The organism is Mycobacterium sp. THU-M104, from assembly GCF_049197365.1.
GTDB lineage: Bacteria > Actinomycetota > Actinomycetes > Mycobacteriales > Mycobacteriaceae > Mycobacterium.
Genome location: NZ_JBMIOP010000262.1, coordinates 1 through 22,738, shown reverse-complemented (window position 1 = coordinate 22,738; position 22,738 = coordinate 1). Strand labels below are relative to the sequence as shown.

Genomic DNA, 22,738 nt, shown 5'->3' with positions numbered 1-22,738 from the left:
ATTCGGTCCGATTTTCCGGTCGCATTGCGACGGCCGTCACATATGGTGAAGTCATGCCTAATCTCCTCGGCCTGCCCGGGCAAACCGTGGCGAAAGTTCAGCAGTACCTCGAACGTGGCTCAGCCGAACTGCACTATCTGCGGCGGATCATCGAGTCGGGGGCGTTTCGGCTGGAGCCGCCGCAGAACTACGCCGCGATGGCCGCCGACATCTACAAGTGGGGCGAGTTCGGCATGCTGCCTTCGCTCAACGCCAGGCGCACGCCTGACCGCGCCGCGTGTATCGACGAAGACGGCGAGTTCACCTACCGCGAGCTCGACGAGGCGGCCCACGCCGTGGCCCGCGGCCTGATCGACAAGGGCGTCAAGGCCGGCAACGGTGTCGCCCTGCTGGCCCGCAACCATCGGTGGTTCCTGGTCGCCTACTTCGGGTGCGCCCGGGTGGGTGCCCGCATCATCCTGCTCAACAGCGAATTCTCCGGACCGCAGATCAAAGAGGTGGCCGAGCGCGAAGGCGCCAAGGTCATCATCTACGACGACGAGTACACCAAAGCCGTCAGCCAAGCCGAGCCGCCGCTGGGCAAGCTACGGGCGCTCGGTGTCAACCCGGATACCGCCGAGTCGTCCGGCAGCACCGACGAAACCCTGGCCGAGTTGATCGCGCGCAGCAGCACAGCGCCGGCCCCGAAGGCGGACAAGCACGCGTCGATCATCATCTTGACCAGCGGGACGACCGGCACGCCCAAGGGCGCCAACCGCAGCACGCCGCCCACGCTGGCGCCGATCGGCGGCATCCTGTCGCACGTGCCCTTCAAGGCGGGCGAGGTGACCTCGCTGCCCGCCCCGATGTTCCACGCGCTCGGATTCCTCCACGGCACCATCGCGATGTTCCTGGGGTCGACACTGGTGCTGCGCCGAAAGTTCAAGCCGCAGCTGGTGCTCGAGGACGTCGCGAAGCACAGGGCGACCGCCATGGTGGTGGTCCCGGTGATGCTGTCGCGCCTTCTCGACGCCATCGAGAAGATGGACTCCAAGCCCGACCTGTCCAGTCTTCGCATTGTGTTCGTGTCCGGGTCCCAGCTGGGTGCCGAACTGGCGGCCCGTGCGCTGAAGGAGCTGGGCCCGGTCGTCTACAACATGTACGGCTCGACGGAGATCGCGTTCGCCACGATCGCCGGGCCGCACGACCTGGAACGCAACGCGGCGACGGTCGGACCGGTCGTCAAGGGTGTGAAGGTCAAGATCTACGACGACAACGGCAACGAGTTGCGGCAGGGCGAGATCGGCAGGATCTTCGTCGGCAACACCTTCCCGTTCTCGGGCTACACCGGTGGCGGCAACAAGCAGATCATCGACGGCCTGCTGTCCTCGGGAGACGTCGGCTACTTCGACGAGTACGGCCTGCTGTACGTCAGCGGCCGAGACGACGAGATGATCGTCTCCGGTGGCGAGAACGTTTTTCCTGCCGAGGTCGAGGACCTGATCAGCGGCCATCCCGACGTGGTGGAGGCGACGGCGATCGGCGTCGAGGACAAGGAATGGGGCCACCGGCTGCGCGCCTTCGTGGTGACGAAGGAGGGCGCCAGTCTCGACGAGGACACCATCAAGGCATACGTGCGCGACCACCTGGCGCGCTACAAGGTGCCGCGCGAGGTGCTGTTCCTGCGGGAGCTGCCGCGCAACCCCACGGGCAAGATCCTCAAACGTGAACTGCGCGAAATGCAGGTCGACTGAGGCCCCTGCCTAGGGATCCCGCGGCAGTCCCAGCAACCTTTCGGCGATGATGTTGAGCTGCACCTCCGAGGTGCCGCCGTAGATGGTGGTGGCCCGGCTGGCCAGCAGGTACTCGTCCCACTTGCCCGGCAGCTCGGCGGTGTCGCCGATCGCGGCGTCGGTGCCGAACGACGACACCGCGAATTCGGCATAACCCTGGCCGGTGCGCATCGACAACAGCTTGGATATCGCCGCCGACGGCATCGCATCACCACCCGCCAGGGTCAGCAGTGTCGAGCGCAGGTTGAGCACCTTGGCGGCATGACCCTCGGCGATCAACTGGCCGGCGCGGTGCCGGCCGACCTGGTCGAACTGGCCCTCGCGCACGAAGTCGACGAACTCGGGCAGGCTCGCCAGGAAGTTCGCGTCGCTGCTGCCCAGCGAAACCCGCTCCGCCGTCAAGGTGTTGCGGCTGACCTCCCAGCCGCGGTTGACCTCGCCGAGCACACACTCGTCCGGCACGAACACGTCGTCGATGTACACCGTGTTGAACAGCGCGTTGCCGGTGAGCTCGCGCAGCGGGGTGACCGTGACGCCTTCGCTCTCCATGTCCAGCAGGAAGTAGGTGATGCCGTTGTGCTTCGGGGCATTCGGGTCGGTCCGGGCCAGCAGCGCGCCCCACTGCGAGAGCTGTGCGGCGGTGGTCCAGATCTTCTGGCCGGTGACGCGCCATCCCCCTTCGGTGCGTGTCGCCTTGGTGGACAACCCCGCAAGGTCCGACCCGGCGCCCGGCTCTGAGAACAGCTGACACCAGATCATGTCGCCCCGGAAAGTCGGCGGCAAAAACCGTTGCTTCTGCACGTCGGTGCCGAACGCCACGATGGAGGGGACGATCCACGCGGCGATCCCGACCTGCGGCCGCCGGACCCGCCCGGCGCTGAATTCCTGCGCGATGATGACCTGCTCGACCGGGCTGGCCGCCCGGCCCCACGGCTTGGGCAGGTACGGCAGCACCCAGCCGGCTTCGGCGATCGCGACCCGGCGCTGCTCGCGGTCCATCGCCTTGAGCGCGGCGACCTCGGCCCGGATCTCGTCCCGCAGCTTCTCGGTCTCGGGGTCCAGGTCGATGTCCACCGGGCGCATGCCCGTGGCGGTCGCGGCGTCCACGACCTTTTGCGGGTATTCGGTCCGGCGCCCGAAGCAGGCCGCCAGCATCAGCGACCGGCGGTAATAGACGTTGGTGTCGTGTTCCCAGGTGAAGCCGATGCCGCCGTGCACCTGGATGCAATCCTGTGCGCAACGCTGAGCCGCCGCCGGCGCCAGGGTGGCCGCGACCGCGGCGGCGAACTCGACGTGGGCCGCCGCAATGTCCCAACCTTTTTCGCCGGCGTCGCGTGCCTCGTCCAGGGCGCGGGCGGCATCCCACACCGCTGCGGTCGCCCGCTCGGTGTCGGCGGTCATCTCCGCGCACTTGTGCTTGATGGCCTGGAACTGGCCGATCGGACGGCCGAACTGCTCACGGATCTTGGCGTACGCCGACGCCGTGTCTGTGGCCCAGCGCGCCACGCCGACGGCCTCCGCGGACAGCAGGGTCGACATCAGCGCGTGCGCGGTGGCCATGCCCAGATTGCCCAGCACGGCGTGTTCGCCGATCTCGACGGCGTTGGCCCGCACGTGGGCGACAGGGCGCAGCGGGTCGACACTCTTGACCGGCACGATCTCGAGCTGGTCGGCCCGCAGCACCACCCACTCGTCGCCGCTGTCGATCGCCACCGGCAGGACCAGCACGGAGGCCTGAGCGGCCGCCGGCACGGCACGGACCTCGCCGCGGATCACCAGCGCGTCGTTGTTCGGGCCGTGCCGGGTCGCGGTCAGCCCGGAATCGAGCGCGTAGGCGGCGATGACCTCACCGGACGCCAGTTCGGAGAGGACTTCGGCCTCGGGATCATGCGCGGAGATCAGCGCGCCCGCGATCGCGGAAGGCACGAACGGGCCGGGCACCGCGCCGTAGCCGAACTCGGCGAGGACTACGGCCAACTCGAGGATGCCGAACCCCTGTCCGCCGACCGACTCGGCCAGATGCACACCGTGCAGGCCCTGCTCGGCCGCGGCCCGCCAGTACGGCGGCGGATTTTGCAGAGGCGACTCGGGTGTCGTCTCCAGGGCCTCGTGCAGGACCTCGGACGGCGCCACCCGCGCTACCAGGGATCGCACCGAATCGGCCAGTTCTCGGTGCTCAGGAGTTATCGCGATCGGCATTGCGCGCCTTCCATTGCCTTGCTGGGCTTCTGCTCGAATCTCGTGGTGAGGGATTCCCTCGCGGGTTACGGCCAACCATCCCTCAATCTAGTCACCGGCGGGGTGGGGACGCTCAACGCCATCGCTGGGCGATCCACCCGGCGATGATGTCGGCCTGCTCGCTGCGGGCGCCCGGAGTGGTGAAGTAGTGGTCGCTGTCGACCGAGGCGCGCGCTTTGTCGGCGCTGCCCAGCGCATCGTGGATGCGCTGGGCAGCGGAGGGGAAAACCCCGGTGTCGGCTTCGGCGTTGATCACCAGCGCCGGACAGGTGATGCGGGCCAGGTGCGGTTCGGCGCGGGTCTGCGCGGTCCGCAGACTCCACATGCCCAACCAGTTGCGCAGCGTGCAGGCCGCGGCGATGCCGTGCGCGGAGCGATTGGCCTTGGCAGGGACGCCGGCATAACACGAGTTCGGTGCCCGCTTGTTGGGTTCGATGCCGGGATCGACCATGCGTGGATCCGCCCAGGTCCGCGTGACGGCGAACGGTCGATCGGAAAAACCGGCCGCACGAACGCGTTTGAGTTCCGTCTCGGCCCAGTCGGTGATGGCATGGTTGCGTGCGGTTTGCGCCGAGCGATAGCGGGCGACGAACTCCGGCGAGTACGGGGGCCCGTTGCGCTCGTCGAACAGGTCGAGATCGGGATCGGTCGCGACCGGGTCCTTTTCGTCGACGACCGCGGCGTCCATCCAGGCGGTGAGCACCTCCGGGCGTCCGGGGTGGGCTGCGGTGGCGACGTATCCGTCGGCCGGCGGCAACTCCGTCACGCCCGCCGCGGGCCGCATACCGTCCCATGGTGTGACATTGGGTTCGACGGCCTGCGACTCATAGGCCGCCATCAGCGAACCTCCACCAGAATTACCAAGCAGTACAATGGCTTCCACCCCCTGCGCCTCGCGCAGCCAGCGGACGCCGACGCCGATGTCGACCAGCGCGTGGTCGAGCATGAAGCTGGTCTCGAATCCGCGAAACCGGGTGTTCCAGCCCAGGAATCCGATCCCGCTGGTGGCCATGTATTCGGCCAGATAATGTTCGGAGAAGTCGATCTGGTAGTGGGTGGCGATCATGGCCACCCGGGGCTTGGGCCCCTTGCCGCGATAATAGAGCCCCTGGCACGGATGGCCGCCGGCCCCGGCGCGCCCAGCGGTGGGTGACGGGAGTCCGACGAATTCGCGGATGATCCCCGCGGCGCTGGGAAGAGTCATGACCGTGGCCCTCCTCGGCGATCAAAGCGATTGGTGATGAGCATATCTCGGACCGATACCGGCCGTATTCATCCTTGGTCATCGCCCACTGCGACACGCGGACGCTCTCGGCGAGCCGCCTCGGTCGACCCCGACTTGCGTTTGTCGGCCCGTGCCGGCCACGGTCGACATCGGCGCCACCTCCCCTGGAACAATGCCGAATGCGATGTTAGATTCAGATCCCGATCCTGGCCAGGACCTCAACGCAGAGGAACGAGGGAGCCGCACGATGATCAAGCCGCACAACACCAACGGCGAATTCGAAATCGGCGGTATCAACCATGTCGCGCTGGTGTGTTCGGACATGGCGCGCACCGTGGACTTCTACGGCAATATCCTGGGCATGCCGCTGACCAAGTCCCTCGATCTGCCCGACGGGCGGGGGCAGCACTTCTTCTTCGACGCCGGCAACGGCGACTGCGTCGCGTTCTTCTGGTTCGCCGAAGCCCCGGACCGGGTCCCGGGTATCTCGGCCCCGGTTGCCGTCCCGGGCATCGGGGACATCACCAGCGCGGTGAGCAGCATGAACCACCTGGCGTTTCACGTACCGGCCGAGAAGTTCGACGCCTACCGGCAGCGCCTGAAGGACAAGGGGGTTCGGGTCGGCCCCGTACTCAACCACGACGAGAGCGAGCGCCAGGTGTCGGCGACGGTGCATCCGGGGGTCTACGTCCGCTCCTTCTATTTCCAGGACCCCGATGGTATTACGCTCGAATTCGCCTGCTGGGTCAAGGAATTCGGTGCGGGCGACGCCCAGGCCGTGCCGCGGACCGCGGCCGACCGCCGACCTCCGGTGGGCGCCGGCCGCTGACCGGTGATAACCGGCGACTTCGCGGGCTGTCCAAGGACAGGGGCCGGTGTGGGTTATGTCGTCGCGGCTGGACCCAGGGACGCTGCGACGACTTTCCCTTGTTGCCGGAACTCCTCCTCTGTCACTGAGGTGACTGTTTGCTTGGGCTGGCAGGGGGGCTGGCAGGGGGGCCGGTACAGGTCGGGCTCGGCGAGTTCGTCGAGCAGCGACGCCAGCTGGTCGACGAGCTCGTCCGGCTCGAGCCGGACGTCGCCGGACAGCCATGCGCTGATCGTCTGCCCGACCCCGCCGACGACGAAGTGTGCAGCGGCCGCGATGCGATCGTTGGCAGGGACGCGCAGCGCATCGCCGACGTGCCGCCCCGACAGCATGGCGAACAGCGCGCGGGAGTCGGCGCGTTTTCGCACCACCAGCGGATCGGCCAGCTGGGCGCTGAACAGCAGACGCCCGATGCGGGCGTCGCCGGCGATGGCACCCACGATGTTGGCCATCCCGGCCCGGGTCTGCTCGTGCGCCGGTACCACCGTCACCGCCGCCTGGGTGGTGGCGGCCAGGTCGGCGACCACCCAATCGAACACGCTACCGACGAAAGCGTCTTTGTCGGCAAAGCTTTCGTAGAAGTAGCGGGCGGCCAGGCCCGCGTGGCGGCATACGCCCCGAACGGTCAGCGCCGGGATGTCCTGTCGCTGCGCGCCGAGCAGGTCCAGTCCGGCCGCCAGCAGCCGGGCCCGCCGGGCGGCCACCCGCGCGGCTGCGTCGACACCGCCGTAGGGGCGCACGCTCGACGGTTCGGCGTCGTCGGCCATGAGCACCATCCCTGTTGACATCGGGCGAGGCCCCGGACAATATCAGGAAACAAACGTTCGCACATTCGGTGCGACGGGCGCCGCGGGAGGTCAGGCCATGGCGATCCACCAGCCGGTTCGCCTGGCGACGCCGCACGTCGAACGCGCGGTTGCCGACCCACCCCGGCCGCAGCGCACCCGGCGGCGGAGGTCGGGGATGGACGAGGGCCTGATGGGAGTCGCGCTGCTCGCCGGTCCGGCCAACGTGATCATGCAGCTGGCCAGGCCCGGTGTCGGCTACGGGGTGATGGAGAGCCGCGTCGAAAACGGTCGGGTGGACCTGCACCCGATCAAGCGGGCTCGCACCACCTTCACCTACCTCGCGGTGGCCACCGCGGGCAGCGACACGCAGAAGGACGCCTTCCGCCGTGCGGTGAACCGCGCGCATGCGCAGGTGTACTCGGCCCCCGAAAGCCCGGTGCAGTACAACGCCTTCGACGTTGATCTGCAGCTGTGGGTGGGGGCCTGTCTGTACAAGGGCGGGCTCGACGTCTACCGCACCTTCATCGGCGAACTCGACGAGCGCGATGCCGATCGTCATTACCGCGAGGGTATGACGCTGGCGACCACTTTGCAGGTGCCGCCGCAGATGTGGCCGACTGACCGCGCCGCCTTCGACCGGTACTGGCAGGAGTCGCTGGCCCGGGTGCACATCGACGACGCGGTACGTGACTACCTGCTCCCGATTGCCGCGGGCCGTGTGCGAGGTGTGCTGCTGCCGGGCCCGCTGCAGCGGATCGCGGACAACCTGGCGCTGCTGATCACCACCGGCTTCCTGCCTCGGCGGTTCCGCGACGAGATGCGGCTGCCCTGGGACGCGGGCAAGCAGCGCCGGTTCGACCGGCTGATGGGCGTGCTGGGCGGGGTGAACCGCATGATGCCGCCGTTTGTCCGGCGGTTTCCGTTCAATGTGTTGCTGTGGGACGTCGACCGCCGGATCAGGACGGGCCGGCCGCTGGTCTGACCCGCGTAGCTCATCGGAGATCGACACCGCCGTGCGCAGGATGACAGTCCCGGCGCGCGATCCACATCACCGCTGCTCGGCGTCCGAATCGGCATCCCGCCGCAACCCTTGATGATTTCGCCCGTCAGTTCGTGGTCCCGCCCGTAAGTTCGTCGGGGGTTATTACCAGACGCCGCTGGTGCCGAGTCTGCGCTGGCGGCGTCGAGACTGCGTTCAGCGCTCCCTTTTTCGCGCGCCTTGACGTCGCCGCCACCGCAGTCTCGGCACCTCAGCGAACGGGCCCGACCAATTAACGGGCACCACCACTTAGCTTAGTTGTTAACGATAACCGTTTTCACTAAGCTGCAGGGTGATTATCGGGAAGGGGTTGCTGGGATGACCGTGCGCTGCAGGTGGGAGCGTCCGGTTTCCGCGGCAGGGTGGCAATGACGGCACCGATCTGGATGGCGTCACCGCCGGAGGTGCACTCGGCCCTGTTGAGCAGCGGGCCGGGGCCGGGCGCCCTGTTGGCGGCGGCAGTGGCATGGAATGCGCTCAGCGCCGAATACGCTTCGGCGGCAGAAGAACTCGCGGCGCTGTTGGGCTCGGTGCAGGCCGGTGCGTGGGAAGGGCCGAGCGCCGAGTCCTGCATCGGGGCGCACGGCCCGTATCTGGCGTGGCTGGCACAGGCCGGTGTGAACAGCGCGGCGATGGCCGCCGAGCACGAATCGGTGGCGGCGGCCTACACCACCGCGTTGGCGGCCATGCCGACCCTGGCCGAACTCGCCACCAACCATGCCGTCCACGGCGCGCTGGTGGCGACCAATTTCTTCGGGGTCAACACGATCCCGATAGCGCTGAACGAGGCCGACTACGCGCGAATGTGGATCCAGGCTGCGACCACGATGAGCGCCTATCACGCGGTCTCGACCACGGCGCTGGCGTCGGCGCCGCGGACCACCCCGGCGCCGCGGATCCTGAAATCCGACGTGCAAACCCCGTCGGCGGCTTCGGATCCGTTGCAAGGATTGGTACAACACGTCGTGCATTTCCTCCAAGGAGTCGTGCAGCAGATCAACCAGTTCCTGCAGAAAATCTTGGGGGTCCAGCAAGAAATACTGAAGATTCTGTACACCAACATCCAGAGCGACAACCCGCTCGGCCTCCCGCAGTGGTTCCAGAATATTCTGCAGAGCGTCGGTATCTCGAACACCGAGGTCGCGCACGACCCGACGGTCGATCTTCCGTTCGACAATGTGATCGCCTGGATCTTGCAGCATTTCGGCGTCAATTGGAATCCGGCGGCGGGCACGATCAACGGATTGGATTACGACAGTTACGCAAACCCCGGGCAGGTGATGTACTGGATCGCCCGCAGCCTCGAATTGTTCGAGGACTTCCAGAATTTCCTGGTCGACCTGACGCAAAACCCGGTGGAAGCCTTCCAGTGGCTCGGCAGCTGGCTGTTCTTCGACATCCCGACTCACATCGAAGAAGTCATCGCCTATGCGGTCAGCAACCCGGCGGTGGCGCTTGCGGCTCTCCCCGCCATCTCCCCCCTGGGCGGCCTCGGAGGTATGGCGGGGCTGGCTGCCCTTCATCCGGTCGCGGCCGTCGTGCCCGCGGCGCCACCGGCTGCGTTCGCACTGCTGCCGGCTGCCCCCGTGGCCCCGACGATCGCCGCGTCGGTGGCCACCGCCTCGACACCGGCGCCGGCGCCCACACCCTCGACACCTCCGGCACCGCCGGGCGCCGCGCCGACACCGCCAACGCCGGCCGCACCCCCGGTGGGTTTCGTTCCCCCGTATGCGGTGCCGCCGGGCATCGGGTTCGGTTCGGGGGCCAGCGCGCGGGCGAGTTCGAGCGCGAAAAGCACAGCGCCACAGCCTGACAGCGCGGCGGCAGTGGCTGCCGCCGCGCCCCGGGACGCGGCGCGCGCGCGGCGCCGCCGGCGGGCGAAGCAACGCGGCCATGGCAACGAGTACCTGGACATGGACTTCGGCGTCGTACCGGCCTGGGATGCGCCGTCGAGTGGCGGGGCCATCCCCTCGGATCGGGGTGCCGGTGACATCGGGTTACCCGCCACGGCGCACACCGGCACGGCCGCCGCGGCCGCGGGACTGGCCACGCTGGACGGTGACGATTTCGGCGGTGGCCCGACGACGCCGATGCTGCCGGGCACCTGGGATCTGGACGGCCACCTCGACGGTGACGGCCCGGCGGCCGGGGACCGGCGCGATGACTAGCCCTAGCCCGTCGGCGCGGACGTTGCGCGCGACGAGATGTTCGCAGCCTCCGAGGGGTTGCGCCCCGTCGATGAAATGGGGGCCACGCTGAGGTCTGAGTCGGGGCGCCATGTCGGGTCTATGGAGTTGCTGGTCGGCATTCTGCTGGTGTGCGCGTTGTCGGCGGCGGTGCTGCGTCATGTGGTCCTGAGCAGCGCAGCCCTGTCGACGGCGGGCACCGTATTCTGCGGCGTGTTCCTGCAGGCGCTTCCGTTTCTCGCGCTCGGCGTGTCGGTCAGTGGGCTGATCGCGGTGTTCGTGTCGCCGGAACGGCTGGCGCACTGGCTGCCGCGCCGGCCCGCGGTGGCGGTGTTGGTCGCCGGCGTGGGCGGTGCGGCACTGCCCGGATGCGAATGCGGGTCGGTGCCGGTGGCGCGGCGACTGTTCGGCGACGGCGGGGCCACGGGAGCCGCGGCGCTGACCTTCATGCTGGCTGCGCCGGCGATCAACCCGGTGGTCCTCGTCGCCACCGCGGTGGCGTTTCCCGATGCGCCGCGAATGGTCCTCGCGCGGTTGGGGGCGTCGCTGCTGACCGCGGTGATCATGGGCTGGACCTGGTCGCGGTGGGGCCGGCCGGGGTGGGTCACCCGCGGGCTGAGCGCTCCCAGCGTCCGGACCGAGTCACGTCGGGTCGTGTTCGCCGAGGCGGCGCGCCACGACTTCCTGCACGCTGCGTCCTATCTGGTGTTGGGTGCCGGCGCGGCGGCACTGCTCCACGTGCTCGCTCCTTCCTGGCTGTTCACCCACCCGGCGGCAGACCAGATCCTCGGGGTGGCGCTGATGGCCGTCCTTGCTGTGGTGCTGGCTCTGTGTTCGGAGGCCGACGCCTTTGTCGCCGCCGGCATGACGATGGTGCCGCTGCTGCCCCGCCTGGTGTTCTTGGTGGTGGGGCCGGCGGTCGACATCAAGCTCTTCGCGATGCAGGCGGGAATGTTCGGCCGTTCCTTTGCGGTGCGCTTCGCGCCCTGCACGTTGGTGGTCGCGACGGCGAGCGCGTGTGCCGTGGGTCTGTTGGTGCTCGGCGGGTGAATGAGCCGAGAGACCGAGAACGCCGTCCTGCTGTTGCTGGCTGTCGCCGTGGCCATGACCTTGGTGTGGGACGTGTTCACCCGATACGTCAAGCCCGGACTACTGCCCTGGCTGGTCGCGTCGGTGGCACTGCTCGCCGGTCTGGCGCTCACGGCGATCGTCGCCGACGTGCGCCGCGGCGGACCGCGGATCGGGCATCACGGCCAGGGACGTTCCCATCGGGCCGGCACAGCCTGGCTGCTCGTGCTTCCCGTGGTGGTGCTGATCTTCGTGACGCCACCGGCACTGCGACCCACGGCCGCTCATCCCGCCGCGACGCAGGCGGTCGATCACCGTCGCGATCGCCCCTTTCCGCCGCTGCCGCCCGGCCCTGCGCCCGAAGTGCCGCTGCCGGAGGTGCTGATGCGTGCGGCGCACGACACCACCGGCTCGTTGCGGAACCGTCGGATCACCGTGACCGGCTTCGTCCTCGACGAGGCCCGCGGTGTGGACCTGGGACGCGTCGTCATCGTCTGCTGCGCCGCCGACGCGCAGTTGGCCCGTATCCATCTGAGCGGACCGGCTGCCGCCGGTGCCCGCGGACTACCCGAGAACACCTGGATTCGGGTCCAGGGTGTGGTGACACCAGCTGCCCGCCAACACAATCCAGATACGATCCCGACGCTGCAGGTCACCCGGCTCGCCCGCGTCGACGCCCCTGCGAACCCCTACGCCTATCCTCGCTGACAATGCTCGGCGGCCACCTCAGTTGCGGGAACTCGAGTTTTTGGCCCACGCCGCAAATCCGCCGAGCCGCGCCGGCAGCGGCGTGCTTTCCCATTCGCCTGACTCCAGCCAATCTCGCAGGGCCGCCGCCTGGGCATGGCTGGTGATGGGGCCGATCCACTGCGGCGGTCTGCAGGCGTCCCGGGCGCTCGTGCAGGGCTGGAGAAGCGCCATGACGCCGCATCCGGCCGGCCGCGCCGCGCAGGTCATCGGTCCCAGCATGCAGGCGGCGGAGACGAGCACGCCATGCGGGCAGCGACGGATGGAGGGCCGCAGTTCGTCGACCACCGAGAGTGCGTGCCCGCTTCCGCAGTCGGCGCAGACGATCACCGTGAACGGGCGGTCGGTACCCCGGGGTGCGGGCGTCACCGGGTGACGCCCTGTCCGGGATAGGGCAGCAGCGCCATTTCGCGGGCGTTCTTGATGGCCGTCGCGACCTGACGTTGCTGTCGGACGGTCAGGCCGGTGACCTGGCGGGAGCGGATCTTGCCCCGCTCGGAGATGAATACCCGCAGAGTGGCGGTGTCCTTGTAGTCGACGACGGTGAATTCGAGGCCGGCGAGCAGGTTCTTCTTGGCGGACCGGGTGCCCGCCTGAACAGGGCGACGCGGACGCCGAGGCTTGTTGGCCGTCACCAGCTCGCCTTCCGCACTCCGGGCAGCTGCCCGGCATGAGCGAGTTCGCGAACCCGCACTCTGGAGAGTCCGAATTTGCGCAGATGTCCACGCGGGCGCCCGTCGACGGCGTCGCGGTTGCGTAACCGCACGGCGCTGGCGTCGCGCGGCTGTTTGGCCAATTCCGTTTGCGCCGCGGCCCGTTGCCCGTCGGTGCTCGACGGTGAGCGGATGATCTCTTTGAGTTCGGCTCTGCGCTCGGCATATCGTGCCACCACCGCGCGCCTCTGGTCGTTGTTGACGATCTTGGATTTCTTGGCCATGGTCAGCGCTCCTCCCGGAATTCGACGTGCCGACGGATCACCGGGTCGTACTTGCGCAGCAGCAGCCGGTCCGGGTCGCTGCGCCGGTTCTTGCGGGTCACGTAGGTGTAGCCGGTGCCCGCAGTGGAGCGCAGCTTGACGATCGGGCGGATCTCGTTGCCCGCCATCAGATCCGCTGCCCCTCTCGGCGCAGCCTGGCCACGACGGCCTCGATGCCGTCGCGGTCGATGACCTTGATGCCCTTGGCGCTGACCCGCAGCCGAATTCGACGGCCTTCCGAGGCGAGGTGATACGTCTTGAGCTGGACGTTGGGTGACCAGCGCCGGCGGGTTCGGCGATGGGAATGCGACACCGCGTTACCGAACCCTGGGATCCGGCCGGTCACTTGGCAACGAGTGGACACCGGGCAGCCTCCTCGACCGCTTAATGAAAATGATTTTCGACAAGCTTCGGCGAACACGGTACCGTACGAGGCGAGTTAATGAAAATGACTCTCACTAAGGAGGACGATGCGCACGCCCGTCATCCTGGTCGCCGGCCAGACAGACACCGCTTCGGTCGTCGGGGAGCTGCTGAGCATGCCCGGAACCACTGTCGTCGAGCATCGTTTCGACGGGCATGTGGTGCGGCGAACCCTGATGACGTTGCGGGACGGCGCGATGCGTTCCGCCGAATGCGGTCTGGAACTCGCGCACGGCTGCGTGTCGTGCACAATCCGCAACGATCTGCTGGTGTTGCTGCGTCAACTCCACCGTCGCGCCGGTGTGGAACGCATCGTGGTTCACCTTGCGCCCTGGCTGGAGCCGGAACCGATCTGCATGGCCATCAACCACGTTCGCGTCCGCGTCGGGCCCGGCTACGTCGACGGGCCCGCGGCCCTGGACGTGTCGATCGCCGCGGTGGTCACCTGCGTCGACTCGGCGGAGTGGCTGAATCAAGCACTCGGTGAGGCGGACCTCCCCGACGGTCGCACTCAAGCGCAGGTGGTGGTCGGTCAGGGCGAATTCGCCGATGTGGCCGTGCTCAACCGGGCCGACCCCTTCGTCGCGTCGGTGTTGCGCCGGCTCGCGCCGCGCGCACGCATCTGCGTGGGTGCCGACGGTATCGAGGACGCGCTGAACAGCTTGTACCGTGACGCGCGGCGCGGCCGCGGTGACGACCCGCACGGTCCGTTGCTGGCCGGGCAGCCTCCCCTGGATTCGCGGGGGCCGATCAGCCTGGTCGAGTTCAACGCCCGACGCCCCTTTCATCCGCAGCGGTTGCACGACCGTCTGGACTTGCTGCTGGACGGTGTGATCCGCACCCGGGGGCGGATCTGGCTGGCCACCCGGGCCGACCACGCGATGTGGCTGGAATCCGCCGGTGGCGGACTGCGCGTCAGTTCGGCCGGCAGGTGGCTGGCCGCCCTGACGCCGTCCGAGCGTGTCGGCATCGATCCGGAGCGACGCGCCTTCGCCGAACTGGGATGGGATGCCGAGCACGGCGATCGGCACACCGCGATGACCATCCTGGTGTGCGGCGCCGACGTCGCCGATATCCACGGCGCCCTGCATGACGCGTTGCTCACCGACGACGAGTTCGCCGCGCGGGACTGGGGCCGTTACGACGACCCGTTCGGCGAGTGGCACGAAGACCCCTGCACGGACCTGGCGGAAGCCGCCGAAGACAACACCCCCGCGCACCACAGCCCAGAAGGAGAACGCTGATGCAACGAGACATTCATCCCGACTACCATCCCGTCGTCTTTCAGGACGCCACCACCGGGGCGATGTTCCCGACCCGGTCTACTGTCACCAGTTCGCGCACCATCGAATGGGAGACACCGGATGGAGTGCACAGCTATCCGCTCGTCGTCGTCGAGATTTCCTCGGACTCGCACCCGTTCTGGACCGGCAACCGCCGCATCGTCGACAGTGCCGGGCAGGTGGAGAAATTCCGGCGCCGCTACGGCGACCGCGAACGCTGAGTGTTCTCATTCCGGTGGTGACGGCAGGCTTGCCCGCCATATCTCATCGGCTGACGTGCGGCTGAAATCACCAGCGGTGGGATTTCAGTGGGCGTGGGCGAGGCTCCACGACGGCAGCGGATCGGCGTAGTCGACCCACCGCTGGGGGCCTTCGGCCATTTCGCTGTCGGTCAGCAGCGCCGCGTGCATCAGTTCTAGTACCCGGTTGCGGTCAAGTTTGACCCCGATGAAAACGATTTCCTGACCGGGCGGAAAGTCGGCGGTAGACCAGTACTGCGCCGGTTCGATCATCAGATTGGGCCCCGCTTGGGACCAGATCGCCGCGACGTCGGGCCGGCTCGCGATCCAGCAGAAACCCTTGCTGCGCAACAGGCCCTGCAACTGCTCCAGCGCCGCATTGAGGCGCTGCGGGTGCAGCGGGCGTCGCGCCTGGAAGGTCACGCTGCTGATCCCGTATTCCTCGGTCTCGGGTACGTGTCCGCCGGCGATCTCGTCGGCCCAGCCCGGTGACTCGGCGGCGAGATCGGGGTCGAACAGGCCCGTGTCGAGCACCTCTGACAGCGCGACCCGCCCGTGCTCGGTGGGCACGATCTTGGCCGCCGGGTTCAGACGCCGCAGCACCGCCGCCACCGTCGCATTGGTTTTCGCGCTGACCAGATCGGTTTTATTCAGCAGAATCACGTCGGCGAACTCCACTTGGTCCACGAGCAGATCGGCGATGGTGCGGACGTCGCCTTCCCCGGCCGCGAGGTGGCGGTCGGCCAGCGCTTCCCCGCGTGCGAGCTCGCGCAGAAACGTCGATGCATCGACGACGGTCACCATGGTGTCGAGTCGCGCGACGTGGCTCAAGCTGAATCCGTCGTCGAATTCCCAACCGAAGCTGGCGGCGACCGGCATGGGTTCGGAGATCCCCGTCGACTCGATCAGCAGGTAATCGAAACGCCCCGTCGATGCCAACCGGGCGACCGACTCGATGAGGTCTTCGCGCAGCGTGCAGCAGATACAGCCGTTGGTCAGTTCGACCAGCTTCTCCTCGGTGCGGTCCAGGTGCCCCGCCCCGGCGACCAGTGCCGCGTCGATGTTGACCTCGCTCATGTCGTTGACGATCACCGCGACGCGCCGCCCCTCCCGGTTGGCCAGCACATGGTTGAGCAGGGTTGTCTTCCCCGCTCCCAGGAATCCGGACAGCACGGTTACGGGGACGGCGGGCACGTGTCGTCGCGGCATGCGTTAATGAGAATCATTTTCAATAAGCTGGCAAGACGATTTCGGCTCAGGCCATCGGCGTAATGTCGGATCAATGCGTAGCGAAGGTGATACCTGGGACATCACAACCAGTGTCGGCTCCACGGCGTTGTTCGTCGCGGCCGCGCGGGCGCTGGAAGCCCAGAAGCCCGACCCGCTGGCCGTCGACCCGTTTGCCGAAGTCTTCTGCCGCGCTGTCGGCGGCCGCTGGGCTGACGTACTCGACGGCAACGCCCCCGACCACGACCTCAAGACGGCCGATTTCGGCGAGCACTTCGTCAACTTCCAGGGCGCCCGCACCAGATTCTTCGACGAGTACTTCCGCCGGGCCGCCGGCGCGGGCGTACGGCAGGTGGTCATCCTGGCGGCGGGACTGGACTCCCGCGCCTACCGCCTGGACTGGCCGGCCGCGACGACGATCTTCGAACTGGACCGCCCGCAGGTTCTCGACTTCAAACGCGCGGCGCTCGCCGAGCGGGGTGCCCAACCGCGTGCGGTGCGCCGCGAGATCGCGGTCGACCTGCGCGAGGACTGGCCGCAGGCCCTGCGGGACAGCGGTTTCGATCCGGCCATGCCCTCGGCGTGGATCGCCGAGGGACTGCTGATCTATCTCCCGGCCGCCGCGCAGGAGCAGTTGTTCACCGGCATCGACGGCCTGGCCGGCCACGGCAGCCATGCCGCCATCGAGGATGGCACGCCGCTGGACCAGCAGGAGTTCGAGGCCAAGCGTGACCAGGAGCGGGCCGCGATGGATGCGGGCGAGGCGCAACGCCCGTTTTATCAACTGGTCTACAACGAGCGCTGCGCGCCGGCCACCGAATGGTTCGCCAACCGGGGGTGGAATGCGAGTGGCGTTTCGCTGGCCGACTACCTGCGGCAGGCCGGCCGCCCGGTGCCCGGGCCGGACACCGATGCGGGGTCCATGCTCGTGCGTAACACGCTGGTCAGCGCCGTCAAGGCGTAAGCGCGCGGTAACCCGATTCGGCGTATCGCTGGGCGGCCGTCCGCATCTCGTCGGTGATCGGGCTGCGGTTCGCAGGATCGGCCGCGAAGACGCGTTTCGCTGAGTCCTTGGAGTGGAACAAAGACTTTTCGGCCATGAGTTCGATTGCCGCAGTATCGATGTCGAGGCCGAAATGCGGGCCGACGCGCTCCCAGACCGCGGCGGGCAGCTCGGCGTGATCGACGCACAGGCGCCGAGTCATATCGCCATCGGCCGCATCCAGCATCGCGCCGAGCGCCCGGGCGGCGAACTCGGCGCGGCCCATGGTCGGTACCGCGGCCGGATCCAGGCCGAATCGCCACGCGGCGCGCAATGGGTGAGCCCGCAGCCCGAGCCAGCCCGGCGGGTCGGCAAGGAGCGAGGCGAGCACCAGAGCCGGATCGCGCTGGACCCAGACCCACGGCGTGTCGGGGAAGGCGGCGGCGAGCACGGCACGGCGGCGGACGTTCCAGCTGGTGGTTTTGAGCACCAGCCGGTGTTCGTCGGCATGCCGGCGGCGGCCGAGAGCCCGGACCAGCAGCCGCACCAGGTGGACCAACGTGGCGTCGTCGAGCCGGCCGGGACCGAGCCCGAGGAGGGTGTTGAGCGGTGCCGGCTCGGCGACGACGGCGACGCCGGCCAGCACGCCCAACAGCCGGGACACCAGCGTGGACCCACACCGCGACAGGTGAAAGATCATGCCGGCCGGCTCCAGTGACGGCTCGTCGTCCAGCGCGGCCAGCGCATCGAGTCCGGTCCGCACGAGCGGACGGGCGGTGGGGCCGGCCGCCCAGCGGTTGACGGTCCGGTCGAAGAACGGTTCGGTGAAGCGCTCTGCGGACAGGTCGGCCCAGTAGACCGCCGGGGCGGCCCCGGAGAAGTCAAGCCTGATGGGCGTCCAGCGGGCCAGGTCGGCGAAGTCCATGGGAAGCCTTCGATCAATCGCCGGGCAGCCGGATGAGGAATCCGCTGGTGACGAGCCTTCGGGCCAGCACGATTTGTTGGTCCAGACGCAGCCCGGGCAGTTCGCACACGTGAAAAGGCTGCGTGCTGGATGCCATGAACCGCAGTGCGGCTTCGTGATCGGCGGGGGCGGCGATCGACAGTTGGGAAAACTGCAACGTCACGCCGTCGGCCGTCGGCGCGACCCGCGCGTAGAGCGGCCGGTACTTGCCTACCCGGGTCCGGCCTTCTACCGCCATGGCGTCGGCGACCGCTCCCACGGGTGGGCAGCGGCCGCGGCGAACCAAGACATCCGCCAATGCGTCGAGCCCTCCCGAGATGGCGTCCGGGTTCCCCACGGCGGTGATGGCGTCACGCAGCAGGACACCCAACGCGCCGCTGAGTTCCGGGTCGTCGAGGTGCTGCGGCGGCAGCTGGGCATTGAGGCGGTCGTCGCGGAAGCTCAGCGAATGCAGGGCCCCGATGGCAAGGGTGAGTGCGGTGGGCGCGTGGAGTCCGACGGTCAAGTGCACGGAAGGCTGCGCGCCGGCGTCGGCGGCGTGCACCAGACCGCGGGGCAGATACAGCACGTCGCCGGCTCGCGTACGCACATCGGTGGGCGACCGAAGAGCCTCGGCGCCCACCGTCTTGTCGCGGTTCTGCATCTGGTGGGGCGGTATGCGGACGTCGCCGAACAGATGCCAGGTCTTGGATCCGTCAATCTGCAGGATCACGACGTCATGGTCGTCGTAGTGCGGCACGAGTCCCCGCGATGCGGGCGGCGTGATGTAGGCGTTCACCTGTACCGGGAAGTTCAGGTCGACCTCCAGGGATTGGGCCAGCGACGCGATCGGACGTGCGTAGCGTTCCACGCCGTCCAGGACGATCGTGAAACCGTCGGCGAAGTCCGTGCGAACGCCGGCGAGATCGAGCCCGCCGTCGCCGAGTCGGTAGCTCTGGGGCCCACTCTTCTTGTCCTCCCCCCTGATCAGGCGAACCGCCGAGGGGTCGCCACGAAAGAGCTCGAGAAGTTCTTCGACCGCCGAAGGGGCGGGCAGCAGGCGGTCGAAGTAGCCCGCGGAGTTTCGGTTGACGTGGCAATGGGTCTTTGCCCAGATTTCCTGGCGGAAGTACTCCACCGTCAATGGGGCAATCAGCCACGTCAGCGACGGTTCGATGGTCGGCCTCCCAAAACCTGTGCCGGCATCGTGCGCGAGCCGCACGCACACCCTCGTCGCAAGGACCGTACGGACCAGTCGCTCACGGAACTACGGCCCCTGTTCAGACGACCAATATAAGGCTATTGCGCGAACGGCTGTGGCGTGAGGCTGGCGCACGATCATGCGGGGTGAGAGGGAAAGGCCGGCATCTGGTGGTTTTTCAGGCGTTGCCGCCGGAGATCAATTCGGCGTTGATGTACTCGGGTGCGGGGTCGATTCCCCTGCGGGAAGCGGCCGCGGCCTGGAGCGGATTGGGTTCGGAATTGGGTTCGGCTGCAGATGCGTTTGCCCTGGTGATTTCGGGAGTGGCCGGTCAGCACTGGCAGGGCTCGTCGTCGACGGCGATGCTGGCCGCAGCCTCCCCGTATGTCGCGTGGCTGAACGGGGCGGCCGGTCGAGCCCACGGGGTGGCAGCTGCGGCCATCACCGTGGCCGGTGCTTACGACGCCGCTCGTACGGCGACGGTGCATCCGTCGGCGGTGGCGGCCAATCGCACGGAGTTCGCGCAACTGCTCCAGTCGAACTTTCTCGGGCAGAACGCGCCGTCGATCGCGGCCGCCGAGACCCGGTACGAGCAGATGTGGGCGGCCGACGTGGCTGCGATGGCGGGCTACCACGGGGAGGTGTCAGCGGCGGCCGCGCAACTGCCGTCGTGGAACACCGGGCTGGGCAACCTGGGCAACTGGAACCTGGGCAGCGGCAATATCGGTGACACCAACCTGGGCAGCGGGAATGTCGGTGACACCAATCTGGGCAGCGGCAACATCGGCAGTCTCAACGTGGGCGGCGGGAACCACGGCAGCACCAATCTGGGGAGCGGGAATGTCGGTGACACCAATCTGGGCAGCGGCAACATCGGCAGTCTCAACGTGGGCGGCGGGAACCACGGCAGCCACAACTTCGGCAGCGGAAACCTCGGCTCCGGCAACTTCGGCAGCGGAAACAGCGGCAACTCCGATATCGGGTTCGGCAACCTCGGCTGCAATGACATCGGCTTCGGCAACACCGGCAGCGGGGACATCGGTCTCGGGCTCACCGGCAACAATCAGGTGGGTATCAACATCACCGGGTTGATGAACTCCGGGCCGGGAAATCTCGGCGTGGGGAATTCAGGTAGCGACAACATCGGATTCTTCAACTCCGGGAACGGCAACTTCGGCATCGTCAACTCCGGTGACGGCAATTTCGGTTTCGGAAACTCGGGCGATACCAATACGGGCCTCTGGAACGGTGGGAGCTTCAACTCCGGTTTCGGCAACGCGGCGGATCTCGACTTCGGGTTCGGAAACGCCGGTGCGGGAAATACGGGTTTCTGGGATGCGGGCAGCGGCAATGTGGGGTTCGCCGATGCGGGTCTTTTCAACGCCGGCGACTTCGACTCCGGTGGGGGCACGTTCGACTACTCGGGCGGCGCGACAGTGCCGGCAGGCGTGGGTTCCAACACCGGAAGCTTCAACTCGGGCAATGTGAACACGGGCTGGTTCAACTCCGGTGACAGCAACACGGGCCTGTTCGATTCGGGCACATTGGACACCGGGATCGGTCAATCGGCCGACCTGGCCGGGGTGGTCGCGAGTTCGGGCTACGGCAACTCCGGAACCGGATCCTCGGGCTTCTTCAACACGGGCAACGCGTCGTCGGGGCTGCTGAATCATGGCTCGCAAAGCGCCGGCTCGTTCAACACGGGCGACGTGCAGTCGGGGATGTTCAACACCGGCGGCTCCAATTCGGGCTTTTTCAACCGGGATTACGACAACGTCGGCATCGCCGACACCGGTTCCTACAACTCCGGGCTCGGGCTCTCGGGTAGCGACAACACCGGACTTTCCAACTCGGGCACCTACGATGCGGGTGCTTTCAACCAGGGCAACTACCAAGTCGGCATCCTCGGGCCCGGGCCGATCGCCACCGAGACGGGCACCGACTGATCGGCATGATGGAACTTTTGCCCGTCGGCCACCGACCTACTCCAGGCCTGCTTACCGCGTCCGCCCCCAGCCCGGGTGGTCGTCGATCTGACATCCAAGGAGCTGATCGCATGCCGCTTTCGCCGACGGAAGCGGCACAGTGACCACGCCGGTCTGGATGGCGTCGCCGCCGGAGGTCCATTCCGCGTTGCTGAGCAGCGGTCCCGGGTCCGGCGGATTACTGGCCGCGGCCGGGGCGTGGAAATCGTTGAGCGAGGCCTATACATCGGTCGCAGAAGGGCTCAGCGCGATTCTGGCGGCGGTGCAGGCCGGGGCGTGGGAGGGGCCCACCGCCGAACAGTACGTGGTCGCGCACGTGCCCTACCTGATCTGGCTGATGCAAGCCGGCGCTGACAGCGCGGCCGCGGCCGCCGAGCACGAGACGGCGGCCGGCGCCTACACCGCCGCGCTGGCGGCGATGCCGACTCCGGTGGAGCTGGCCGCAAACCACGCGGCGCATGCGGCGTTGACGGCGACGAACTTCTTCGGGATCAACACCATTCCCCTCGCCCTCAACGAGGCCGAGTACGTGTGGATGTGGATCCAGGCGGCCACGACGATGGCCCAGTATCATTTGACGTCTTCCGTGGCGGTGGCCACGGCGCCGCACACCATACCGCCGCCGCGCATCGTGAAAACGCCCCAGAGCAGTGACAGCAGCGACACCGGCGGCGGTGTGCAGGACATCGTCGACAACGACTCCGGCGACCCGTACGACCTGAGCTGGTGGGTGAATCGGTTTCTCGAGGTCCCACAGACCCTGGAGCGCGACGCGCTGGAATTCCCGCAGAATCCCTCCTTGGCGACAGCGCAGCTGGAGTCGGACATTCCGGGGTTGATCGCCGACGAGGTGGGCCACGCGGCGGAGGCCTACGAAGCGTTCTTCCCCGAGATCAACGCGCTTGCGGCCGTTTTGCCTATTGTCAACCCGGGTCTTGCGGTCGGCGTGGGCGTCGGCCTGGGAGGTGTGCCGCAGGTCGACCTCGACGTGACACCTGCGGTGCCTGCCACAGCGGTTCCGCAGGCACCCGGCGCTGCGGCGGCCGGCACCGCCCCGGCCGTGAGCGCCGCCCCGGCCGCGACACCGACACCGACCCCGGCTTCGGCTCCCGCGGCCGTACCGGCACCCGCCCCGGCGGGCGGCCCGCCACCGGCACCGCCACCGACCGGTGTCGGTGGCGGCGGCTTTCCCTACCTCATCGGCGGTCCGCGGACGGGCGCCGGCACCGGAATGGGGTCCGACGCACGGCGGAAGGCCCCCGAGCCCGAGGCCGCCGCGGTCGGTGCCGCCGCCGGGGCCGTGGCGCAGCGGCGGGAGAAGTCGCGCCAGGGAAGGCGGGCGGCGATGAAGAGCCCCGATCACGGTTACCGCTACGAGTTCCTGGGCCAGGAGCCGGACGGTCCGGAGGCAGGCACCGAAGAGGAGCGTGCCGCGGTGTCCGGTCGGGGCGCGGGGACGCTGGGTTTCGCCGGCGCGGCGCCGTCCGGCGCCGCCGCGCAAGCGGGCGGGCTGGCCGCGCTGGCCGGCGACGGATTCGGTGGCGGTCC

At 68.2% G+C, this 22,738-nt stretch carries 22 protein-coding genes; 11 read left to right on the top strand and 11 right to left on the bottom strand.

Going from position 1 to position 22,738, the window contains the following annotated elements; translation table 11 throughout:
- Positions 1 to 53 precede the first annotated feature (53 nt).
- Entirely contained in the window at positions 54 to 1,733 is a 1,680-nt protein-coding gene (gene fadD2, locus ACOJVU_RS19235; protein WP_421531232.1) for a long-chain-fatty-acid--CoA ligase FadD2, read from the top strand.
- Positions 1,734 to 1,742: 9 nt separating this feature from the next.
- Here the strand turns inward: fadD2 and ACOJVU_RS19230 are convergent, their stop codons facing one another.
- Together ACOJVU_RS19230 and ACOJVU_RS19225 are read right to left on the bottom strand one after the other, a co-directional pair.
- Entirely contained in the window at positions 1,743 to 3,971 is a 2,229-nt protein-coding gene (locus tag ACOJVU_RS19230; protein WP_421531231.1) for an acyl-CoA dehydrogenase, read from the bottom strand.
- A 112-nt stretch (positions 3,972 to 4,083) separates the two neighbouring features.
- A complete protein-coding gene (locus ACOJVU_RS19225; RefSeq protein ID WP_421531230.1) occupies positions 4,084 to 5,214 on the bottom strand; it encodes an alpha/beta hydrolase in 1,131 nt (376 codons plus the stop codon).
- A 268-nt stretch (positions 5,215 to 5,482) separates the two neighbouring features.
- Here ACOJVU_RS19225 and ACOJVU_RS19220 point away from each other — a divergent pair, with 268 nt between their 5' ends.
- Positions 5,483 to 6,064, top strand: coding sequence for a VOC family protein (locus tag ACOJVU_RS19220; protein WP_421531229.1), 582 nt, complete (start codon positions 5,483 to 5,485; stop codon positions 6,062 to 6,064).
- Positions 6,065 to 6,117: 53 nt separating this feature from the next.
- Here the strand turns inward: ACOJVU_RS19220 and ACOJVU_RS19215 are convergent, their stop codons facing one another.
- The gene (locus ACOJVU_RS19215) at positions 6,118 to 6,870 is read right to left on the bottom strand and encodes a TetR/AcrR family transcriptional regulator (RefSeq protein WP_421531234.1); all 753 of its coding nucleotides are present in this window, start codon (positions 6,868 to 6,870) and stop codon (positions 6,118 to 6,120) included.
- A 97-nt stretch (positions 6,871 to 6,967) separates the two neighbouring features.
- Between ACOJVU_RS19215 and ACOJVU_RS19210 the strand changes: the two genes are divergently transcribed.
- From ACOJVU_RS19210 to ACOJVU_RS19195, 4 genes are all read left to right on the top strand, one after another.
- Positions 6,968 to 7,873 (top strand): oxygenase MpaB family protein, encoded by a 906-nt coding sequence (locus tag ACOJVU_RS19210; protein ID WP_421531228.1) that lies wholly within the window; start codon positions 6,968 to 6,970, stop codon positions 7,871 to 7,873.
- 425 nt (positions 7,874 to 8,298) lie between these two features.
- On the top strand, positions 8,299 to 10,098 hold the full coding sequence (locus tag ACOJVU_RS19205) for a PPE domain-containing protein (protein ID WP_421531227.1): 1,800 nt from the start codon (positions 8,299 to 8,301) through the stop codon (positions 10,096 to 10,098).
- Between the two features lie 120 nt (positions 10,099 to 10,218).
- A complete protein-coding gene (locus ACOJVU_RS19200) occupies positions 10,219 to 11,166 on the top strand; it encodes a permease (RefSeq protein WP_421531226.1) in 948 nt (315 codons plus the stop codon).
- Complete coding sequence (locus ACOJVU_RS19195) at positions 11,167 to 11,892, top strand: TIGR03943 family putative permease subunit (RefSeq protein WP_421531225.1); 726 nt, start codon at positions 11,167 to 11,169, stop codon at positions 11,890 to 11,892.
- A gap of 18 nt (positions 11,893 to 11,910) precedes the next feature.
- On the opposite strand, the gene ACOJVU_RS19190 is transcribed toward ACOJVU_RS19195, so the two are convergent.
- Genes ACOJVU_RS19190 through rpmB form a run of 5 tightly spaced genes read right to left on the bottom strand, consistent with a single transcriptional unit; the run spans position 11,911 to position 13,271 of the window.
- Positions 11,911 to 12,300: a hypothetical protein gene (locus tag ACOJVU_RS19190; RefSeq protein WP_421531224.1), complete on the bottom strand. Its 390-nt coding sequence runs from the start codon at positions 12,298 to 12,300 to the stop codon at positions 11,911 to 11,913.
- A complete protein-coding gene (gene rpsR / locus ACOJVU_RS19185; protein WP_421531223.1) occupies positions 12,297 to 12,566 on the bottom strand; it encodes a 30S ribosomal protein S18 in 270 nt (89 codons plus the stop codon). The genes ACOJVU_RS19190 and rpsR overlap by 4 nt, the downstream gene beginning before the upstream one ends.
- Positions 12,563 to 12,868, bottom strand: a complete 306-nt coding sequence (rpsN, locus tag ACOJVU_RS19180; RefSeq protein WP_421531222.1) for a 30S ribosomal protein S14 — start codon at positions 12,866 to 12,868, stop codon at positions 12,563 to 12,565. The genes rpsR and rpsN overlap by 4 nt, the downstream gene beginning before the upstream one ends.
- Before the next feature lie 2 nt (positions 12,869 to 12,870).
- Positions 12,871 to 13,035 carry a 50S ribosomal protein L33 gene (gene rpmG / locus ACOJVU_RS19175; RefSeq protein WP_421531221.1) on the bottom strand — a complete coding sequence of 55 codons (165 nt, stop codon included), beginning with the start codon at positions 13,033 to 13,035 and terminating at the stop codon, positions 12,871 to 12,873.
- Positions 13,035 to 13,271, bottom strand: coding sequence for a 50S ribosomal protein L28 (rpmB, locus tag ACOJVU_RS19170; RefSeq protein ID WP_421531220.1), 237 nt, complete (start codon positions 13,269 to 13,271; stop codon positions 13,035 to 13,037). The genes rpmG and rpmB overlap by 1 nt, the downstream gene beginning before the upstream one ends.
- Before the next feature lie 106 nt (positions 13,272 to 13,377).
- On the opposite strand from rpmB, the gene mrf reads away from it, so the two are divergent.
- Both mrf and ACOJVU_RS19160 read left to right on the top strand, forming a co-directional pair.
- Entirely contained in the window at positions 13,378 to 14,574 is a 1,197-nt protein-coding gene (gene mrf / locus ACOJVU_RS19165; RefSeq protein WP_421531219.1) for a ribosome hibernation factor-recruiting GTPase MRF, read from the top strand.
- The gene (locus ACOJVU_RS19160; RefSeq protein ID WP_421531218.1) at positions 14,574 to 14,834 is read left to right on the top strand and encodes a type B 50S ribosomal protein L31; all 261 of its coding nucleotides are present in this window, start codon (positions 14,574 to 14,576) and stop codon (positions 14,832 to 14,834) included. The genes mrf and ACOJVU_RS19160 overlap by 1 nt, the downstream gene beginning before the upstream one ends.
- An 84-nt stretch (positions 14,835 to 14,918) precedes the next feature.
- On the opposite strand, the gene ACOJVU_RS19155 is transcribed toward ACOJVU_RS19160, so the two are convergent.
- Positions 14,919 to 16,061, bottom strand: coding sequence for a GTP-binding protein (locus ACOJVU_RS19155; protein ID WP_421531217.1), 1,143 nt, complete (start codon positions 16,059 to 16,061; stop codon positions 14,919 to 14,921).
- 73 nt (positions 16,062 to 16,134) lie between these two features.
- Between ACOJVU_RS19155 and ACOJVU_RS19150 the strand changes: the two genes are divergently transcribed.
- On the top strand, positions 16,135 to 17,043 hold the full coding sequence (locus ACOJVU_RS19150; RefSeq protein ID WP_421531216.1) for a class I SAM-dependent methyltransferase: 909 nt from the start codon (positions 16,135 to 16,137) through the stop codon (positions 17,041 to 17,043).
- Here the strand turns inward: ACOJVU_RS19150 and ACOJVU_RS19145 are convergent.
- Positions 17,033 to 17,986, bottom strand: a complete 954-nt coding sequence (locus tag ACOJVU_RS19145; RefSeq protein WP_421531215.1) for a hypothetical protein — start codon at positions 17,984 to 17,986, stop codon at positions 17,033 to 17,035. The genes ACOJVU_RS19150 and ACOJVU_RS19145 overlap by 11 nt on opposite strands.
- Before the next feature lie 13 nt (positions 17,987 to 17,999).
- Entirely contained in the window at positions 18,000 to 19,226 is a 1,227-nt protein-coding gene (locus tag ACOJVU_RS19140) for a cupin domain-containing protein (protein ID WP_421531214.1), read from the bottom strand.
- A 149-nt stretch (positions 19,227 to 19,375) separates the two neighbouring features.
- Here ACOJVU_RS19140 and ACOJVU_RS19135 point away from each other — a divergent pair, with 149 nt between their 5' ends.
- Both ACOJVU_RS19135 and ACOJVU_RS19130 read left to right on the top strand, forming a co-directional pair.
- Positions 19,376 to 21,151: a PPE domain-containing protein gene (locus ACOJVU_RS19135; protein ID WP_421531233.1), complete on the top strand. Its 1,776-nt coding sequence runs from the start codon at positions 19,376 to 19,378 to the stop codon at positions 21,149 to 21,151.
- A 139-nt stretch (positions 21,152 to 21,290) separates the two neighbouring features.
- On the top strand, positions 21,291 to 22,738 hold a 1,448-nt coding region (locus ACOJVU_RS19130; RefSeq protein WP_421531213.1), incomplete at its 3' end, for a PPE family protein.

Bases quoted from the DNA above. Each gene is read 5' to 3' on its own strand.
- ACOJVU_RS19155 (WP_421531217.1), bottom strand. From the start codon at position 16,061: ATGCCGCGACGACACGTGCCCGCCGTCCCCGTAACCGTGCTGTCCGGA.
- ACOJVU_RS19215 (WP_421531234.1), bottom strand. From the start codon at position 6,870: ATGGCCGACGACGCCGAACCGTCGAGCGTGCGCCCCTACGGCGGTGTC.
- ACOJVU_RS19200 (WP_421531226.1), top strand. From the start codon at position 10,219: ATGGAGTTGCTGGTCGGCATTCTGCTGGTGTGCGCGTTGTCGGCGGCG.
- rpmG (WP_421531221.1), bottom strand. From the start codon at position 13,035: ATGGCGGGCAACGAGATCCGCCCGATCGTCAAGCTGCGCTCCACTGCG.
- fadD2 (WP_421531232.1), top strand. From the start codon at position 54: ATGCCTAATCTCCTCGGCCTGCCCGGGCAAACCGTGGCGAAAGTTCAG.
- ACOJVU_RS19160 (WP_421531218.1), top strand. From the start codon at position 14,574: ATGCAACGAGACATTCATCCCGACTACCATCCCGTCGTCTTTCAGGAC.
- mrf (WP_421531219.1), top strand. From the start codon at position 13,378: ATGCGCACGCCCGTCATCCTGGTCGCCGGCCAGACAGACACCGCTTCG.
- ACOJVU_RS19150 (WP_421531216.1), top strand. From the start codon at position 16,135: ATGCGTAGCGAAGGTGATACCTGGGACATCACAACCAGTGTCGGCTCC.
- ACOJVU_RS19220 (WP_421531229.1), top strand. From the start codon at position 5,483: ATGATCAAGCCGCACAACACCAACGGCGAATTCGAAATCGGCGGTATC.
- ACOJVU_RS19195 (WP_421531225.1), top strand. From the start codon at position 11,167: ATGAGCCGAGAGACCGAGAACGCCGTCCTGCTGTTGCTGGCTGTCGCC.
- ACOJVU_RS19210 (WP_421531228.1), top strand. From the start codon at position 6,968: ATGGCGATCCACCAGCCGGTTCGCCTGGCGACGCCGCACGTCGAACGC.
- ACOJVU_RS19225 (WP_421531230.1), bottom strand. From the start codon at position 5,214: ATGACTCTTCCCAGCGCCGCGGGGATCATCCGCGAATTCGTCGGACTC.
- ACOJVU_RS19230 (WP_421531231.1), bottom strand. From the start codon at position 3,971: ATGCCGATCGCGATAACTCCTGAGCACCGAGAACTGGCCGATTCGGTG.
- ACOJVU_RS19205 (WP_421531227.1), top strand. From the start codon at position 8,299: ATGACGGCACCGATCTGGATGGCGTCACCGCCGGAGGTGCACTCGGCC.
- ACOJVU_RS19145 (WP_421531215.1), bottom strand. From the start codon at position 17,986: ATGGACTTCGCCGACCTGGCCCGCTGGACGCCCATCAGGCTTGACTTC.
- rpsN (WP_421531222.1), bottom strand. From the start codon at position 12,868: ATGGCCAAGAAATCCAAGATCGTCAACAACGACCAGAGGCGCGCGGTG.